Source organism: Leeia speluncae (genome assembly GCF_020564625.1).
Classification (GTDB): Bacteria; Pseudomonadota; Gammaproteobacteria; order Burkholderiales; family Leeiaceae; genus Leeia; species Leeia speluncae.
On record NZ_JAJBZT010000015.1, the window covers coordinates 48809 to 54950 of the forward strand.

At 42.9% G+C, this 6142-nt stretch carries 5 protein-coding genes; 4 read left to right on the top strand and 1 reads right to left on the bottom strand.

The features are described from left to right. Positions 1-65: 65 nt before the first annotated feature. The 4 genes from rimO (at position 66) to LIN78_RS17425 (ending at position 4229) form a co-directional block, all read left to right on the top strand. Positions 66-1394 carry a 30S ribosomal protein S12 methylthiotransferase RimO gene (gene rimO / locus LIN78_RS17410; RefSeq protein WP_227182159.1) on the top strand — a complete coding sequence of 443 codons (1329 nt, stop codon included), beginning with the start codon at positions 66-68 and terminating at the stop codon, positions 1392-1394. A gap of 140 nt (positions 1395-1534) precedes the next feature. Then, positions 1535-2062 carry an inorganic diphosphatase gene (ppa, locus tag LIN78_RS17415; protein ID WP_227182160.1) on the top strand — a complete coding sequence of 176 codons (528 nt, stop codon included), beginning with the start codon at positions 1535-1537 and terminating at the stop codon, positions 2060-2062. Positions 2063-2175: 113 nt separating this feature from the next. Then, complete coding sequence (locus LIN78_RS17420; RefSeq protein ID WP_227182161.1) at positions 2176-2682, top strand: DUF1993 domain-containing protein; 507 nt, start codon at positions 2176-2178, stop codon at positions 2680-2682. Between the two features lie 404 nt (positions 2683-3086). Further along, positions 3087-4229, top strand: a complete 1143-nt coding sequence (locus LIN78_RS17425) for a branched-chain amino acid ABC transporter substrate-binding protein (RefSeq protein WP_227182162.1) — start codon at positions 3087-3089, stop codon at positions 4227-4229. Between the two features lie 101 nt (positions 4230-4330). On the opposite strand, the gene LIN78_RS17430 is transcribed toward LIN78_RS17425, so the two are convergent. Beyond that, the gene (locus LIN78_RS17430; protein WP_227182163.1) at positions 4331-5851 is read right to left on the bottom strand and encodes a fumarate hydratase; all 1521 of its coding nucleotides are present in this window, start codon (positions 5849-5851) and stop codon (positions 4331-4333) included. Between the last annotated feature and the right edge of the window lie 291 nt (positions 5852-6142).

The following is a 6142-nucleotide window of genomic DNA, read 5'->3' on the forward strand; positions in this document are numbered from 1 at the left end:
AGCGGAGTGATGCTCTAGAAAAGATCTTCACACCAAACGAATATTCAATTGAAGAGTTAGGTTGCATGAGTAATTCAGGTATTGCAGGTCAGCAAAAAATTGGTGTGGTGTCTTTGGGCTGTCCCAAAGCCTTAGTCGATTCTGAGCAGTTTCTAACCCAGCTTCGCGCTGAAGGTTATGAAATTTCAGGTTCATATAATGATGCTGATTTAGTAATTGTAAATACCTGTGGTTTTATCGATAGCGCAGTGCAAGAGTCACTTGATGCAATCGGTGAAGCCTTAAGTGAAAATGGCAAAGTAATTGTCACCGGCTGCCTTGGCGCCAAAGGGGATATCGTTCAACAAACGCATCCTAAGGTGCTTGCAGTTACCGGGCCACATGCAACAGATGAAGTAGTAAAAGCGGTTCATGACTACTTGCCAAAACCGCATGACCCTTTTATTGATCTAATTCCACCACAAGGGATTAAGCTAACGCCCAAACATTACGCCTACTTAAAAATATCAGAAGGCTGTAATCACCGCTGTACTTTCTGCATTATCCCATCTATGCGTGGCGATTTAGTGAGTCGCCCAGTACATGACGTACTAAAAGAAGCGGAAAGCCTAGCGAGAGCGGGTGTAAAAGAATTGTTAGTCATTTCTCAAGACACCAGTGCTTATGGTGTAGATGTGAAATACAAGACAGGTTTTTATAACGGTCGTCCAGTAAAAACTAGAATGACCGAGCTAGCTGAAGAACTTGGCAAACTTGGTATTTGGGTAAGGCTGCATTATGTCTACCCATACCCATCAGTGGATGAAGTGATCCCATTGATGGCAGAAGGAAAGATTCTTCCTTACCTGGATGTTCCATTCCAACATGCCAGTCCGCGTATCCTAAAAGCAATGAAGCGCCCTGGCGATAGTGAAAAAGTGCTTCAGCGTGTGCAAAAATGGAGAGCAATCTGTCCAGACTTGGCGATTCGTTCAACATTTATTACAGGCTTCCCTGGCGAAACAGAAGAAGACTTCCAAATGTTGCTTGATTTCCTTGATGAAGCACAATTAGACAGAGTTGGCTGCTTCACCTATTCACCTGTTGAAGGTGCAACTGCTAATGCGTTGCCAGATCATGTACCAGCTGAATTGGCGGAAGAACGTAAAGCTCGCTTTATGGAAAAACAAGCAGAAATCAGTGCTCGCCGCTTAGCCGCAAAAGTTGGAAAAACACTGGAAGTGCTGATCGATGAGGTGGATGAAGAGGGGGCGATTGGTAGAACGTATGCTGATGCGCCTGAAATCGATGGCTTGGTGTATCTCAATGGAGAAACCGCGTTACAGGTTGGCGATAAGATTCAAGCAACGATTGTTGAATCTGATGAGTATGATCTATGGGCTGAACGTAGTTGATTTGAAGTGATATAATCAACAGATTACTAAAATGTTGAACGTGGGTGTTTATTTTGCAGTAGACACTGAGCAAACCTTCAGCATTTGCAAAATTTGTATCTACACAATGTAAAACCTAAGTTAAATAAGAGGACCTTCTGATGATTCTAGATCGCGTACCAGCTGGTAAAGATATTCCTAATGACTTCAACGTAATTATTGAGATTCCTGCAAATGCAGCGCCAATTAAGTACGAGTTAGATAAAGAAACCGGCGCAATGTTTGTAGATCGTTTCATGGGTACAGCAATGTTCTATCCATGTAACTACGGCTACATTCCTAATACACTTTCTGAAGATGGAGATCCTGTTGATGTATTGGTGGTTACTCCATTTCCATTGCAAATTGGTGTAGTGGTTCGCTGCCGCGTGCTTGGTATGTTGAAGATGGAAGATGAGTCTGGCATCGACGCTAAATTAATTGCTGTACCAGTCGAAAAACTTTGCCCAATGTACAAAGATGTGAAAAGCACTTCTGATTTGCCAGAGTTGCTACTTCAACAAATCTCTCATTTCTTCGAGCACTACAAAGACCTAGAAAAAGGCAAATGGGTGAAAGTTCAAGGTTGGGATAATATTGAAGCTGCAAAAGCGGAAATCATTGCTGGCGTGGAGCGTTATAAGGGTTAATTTTTGACCTTTATCAACTGCATGAAAAAGGGTGACTATGTTCACCCTTTTCTTTTGGTAAATTAGAGCGGCGTATTTTAATAATATTGATTCATTTCAGAGGGCTAACCAAGATGTCACTTTCTATGTACCAAGCGTCTATCCCCGTTTTTGTTCGCATGCTAGATAACTTATCGAATCTACTAACAATTGCCGCTCAGCATGCCGAAAAAGCTGGGTATGATAAAAATGTTTTGGCAAGCTCGCGTCTTTTTCCAGATATGTTTCCTCTCTCTAAGCAGGTGCAGATTGCCACGGATATGGTAAAAGGCGCCGCTGCAAGATTGTCTGGCGAAACGCCTCCATCATGGGCGGATACAGAAACTACACTTGAAGAGTTGTTGGCTCGTGTTGCTAAAGCAAAAGATTATGTTTCTTCTTTTGTGGCAGAAAAAGTTGATGGATCTGAGCAAAAAGAAGTGATCCTGAATTGGCCGACTGTTACATTGAATTTTAATGGTCAGGATTATTTGCTTAACTTTGTATTGCCAAATTTTTACTTTCACATTAGTACTGTGTATGCCATCTTGAGAGCAAATGGTGTTCCGGTGGGTAAAATGGATTTTCTTGGTGCGTATTAACTAATTGATACGCGCTAATCTGGTGCTTTGATGATGGAGAGGCCGTGCGGCAAAATTCGCGTACACGGCTTTTTCTATTTATATATCATGTGCTTATGCGCATCAGTAAGAATACTTAGTTGGTTAATTATTGACGCAATCGAATTGCGATAAATGCACTAAATAAGGGAAAATACGCAATATTGCAGTGCAAAACACTGCGGTAGTTCGTCAAGCCTACCCTTGCTGACATGTGGCCAAACATCGATCTGCATCACGGATTGCTGTTTATGTCTTGGAATTGTTGCTGGTGTCCCTCTTGTAGTCTGTCATCCACAGGCTATTGTTTAATGACTATTCGAACCCGAGTAGTGTGATGTGGGATTGGCTGGCGTCTATCAAATCATGTAAGGAATTCCTTCATTATGCAGTCTGCTGTAATTCGTAAAATTGTAAAAATGTCTTCTATTGCATTAGCTTTATCAGTTGGTGCAGCAAACGCTGATGTGGTCATTAAAATTGGCCATGCATCTGCGTTATCGGGCCCTATTGCCCATGTGGGTAAAGATAATGAATATGGCGCGCGTCTAGCCATTGATGACTTGAACGCGAAGAAAATTAAAATTGGCGGTCAAGTTGCTAAGTTCGAGTTAATTTCTGAAGATGATGCTGCAGATCCAAAACTAGCAGTTGTCGTTGCTCAAAAATTAGTCGACGCAAAAGTTTCTGCCGTAATTGGTCACTTAACTTCAGGAACTTCTATCCCAGCTGCAAAATTGTATGCTGATGCAGGTATTCCTCAGATTACACCCTCTGCAACCAATCCAAAATTCACCCAGCAAGGTTTTAAAACTACTTTCCGCATGGTAGCCAATGATATTCAACAAGGCTCTGCGATGGGTAAATTTGCGGTAAAAGATTTAAAAGCAAAAACAGTCGCGATTATTGATGATCGTTCTGCTTATGGCCAAGGCTTGGCGGATGAAGTGGAAAAGGCTGTTAAAGCATCTGGCGCGAAAGTGATTGCGCGTGAATACGGAACAGATAAAACGACTGACTGGATGGCAGTATTAACTTCTATCAAAGGTAAAAAGCCAGATGTCGTGCTGTACAGTGGCATGGATGTGACTGCAGCTCCTCAGTTGCAACAATTGCGCCGTTTGGGATTGACTGCAAAGTATGTGGTTAGTGATGGCGGCTGCTCAAGCAATATGCTGAAGTTGGCGGGCAATGCATTAACTAAAGACGTATATTGCACAGAAGCAGGTATTCCGCCTGAGCAAATGCCGCAAGGTAAAGCATTCTTCCAGCGCTTTAAGCAGCGCTTTAATGTAGATGTGCAAATCTACGCACCGTATGTTTACGATTCAGTGATGACTGTTGCACAGGCAATGCAAGCAGCAAACTCATCAGATCCAGCAAAATACTTGCCTAAACTAGCTGCGATTCAAACTAAAGGTGTAACCGGAAATATCGCTTTTGATGCAAAAGGTGATATTCAAAAAGCTGCCGTTACCGTGAAGCAGTTTGATAGCGGCGCTTGGAAAGCAATTGCCGTAGTTCGCTAATTGTTTAGCTGACAACGCACACAAAAAATGGCGCCTAAAGCGCCATTTTTTGTTGGTACACCATTTAGCGGCCAAAGTGATGGCCGCTAAATGGATTGAAATTACCCAACATTTACTGGGATTTTTCCAATCTTGGCTTGCCACTCTGCTGGACCAGTTTTATGAACAGATGAGCCGAGACTATCTACGGCAACCGTCACAGGCATATCTACCACATCAAATTCATAAATGGCTTCCATACCCAAGTCTGCAAACGCAACCACTTCACTGTGTTTAATGGCTTTAGAGACTAGGTAAGCAGCACCGCCAACCGCCATCAAATAAACTGCTTTGTTGTCTTTAATTGCATCAATCGCAATTGGGCCACGCTCAGCTTTACCCACCATGCCCAATAAACCTGTTTGCTCAAGCATCTGGCGAGTAAATTTATCCATGCGAGTTGCTGTTGTTGGGCCGGCAGGGCCAACTACTTCATCACGAACAGGGTCAACAGGACCAACGTAATAGATAAAGCGATTAGTGAAATCAACTGGTAGTGATTCGCCTTTATTTAGCATGTCAATCATGCGTTTGTGGGCTGCATCACGTCCGGTTAGTAGCTTGCCATTTAGTAACAAGGTATCACCAGGTTGCCAGCTTGCAACTTCTTCTTTGGTGACATTGTTTAAGTCAACACGTTTTGCTTCTGCTGATGGTGTCCATGCCACTTCAGGCCAGTCAGATAGGCTTGGAGGGGTTAAAACAGCAGGGCCAGAACCATCCAAGGTGAAATGTGTGTGGCGCGTAGCCGCACAGTTAGGAATCATTGCGATTGGCAAACTAGCGGCATGAGTTGGGTAATCAAGGATTTTCACATCTAGCACGGTTGCCAGACCACCAAGTCCCTGCGCACCGATGCCAAGCGCGTTTACTTTTTCATATAGCTCAATACGCAACTCTTCCACTCGATTTGACGGTCCGCGTGCAATTAGCTCTTGAATATCGATGTGCTCCATTAGCGATTCCTTCGCTAAGAGCATCGCCTTTTCTGCCGTACCGCCAATACCGATACCCAGCATGCCTGGCGGACACCAGCCTGCACCCATTAACGGTACGGTTTTTAACACCCAATCAACAATTGAATCTGATGGGTTTAACATCGCGAACTTGCTCTTGTTTTCAGAGCCACCACCTTTAGCGGCGATTCGTACATCAACTGTATCACCAGGTACTAATTCAAAGTGAACAACAGCAGGTGCATTGTCCTTTGTATTTCTTCGTGCGCCGGCTGGATCTGCCAACACTGACGCACGCAGTTTATTGTCAGGATGGTTATAGGCTTTGCGAACGCCTTCATTCACCATTTCTTGAATACTTAAAGTGGCATCAGAGAAACGAACATTCATCCCCACTTTAACGAACGCACAGACGATACCCGTATCTTGGCAGATTGGACGGTGTCCTTCTGCACACATTTTACTATTGGTAAGAATCTGAGCGATGGCATCTTTAGCCGCAGGGCTTTGCTCGCGCTCATAAGCGGTTGCTAATGCTTGAATGTAATCAGTTGGATGATAGTAAGAAATAAATTGCAAGCTATCAGCAATACTATCGATGAAATCCTGCTGACGAATATCTGTCATTTACTTCACCTTGTATATATAAGAGGGATTGGAGGGGTTTGTTAGATAAAGGAATCTAATCAAACAAGGGTTCAAAACGAATTTTACGATGAAATACTCAGAAAGGTGAGTGTTTTGATGGTTCAAAACACATCATATTTACTGATGAATATGATTCGTGGAAGGTTAGTGATAAAAAACCTAGAGTTTATTGTTAGTTAGCTAAAAAAATTAAAAAATTATTTTTGTAATATTTTCTTTTGGAATCAAGGGGTTGATGTGCTTTGGTGTTGGTGTCTGTAAAGAAAGAGG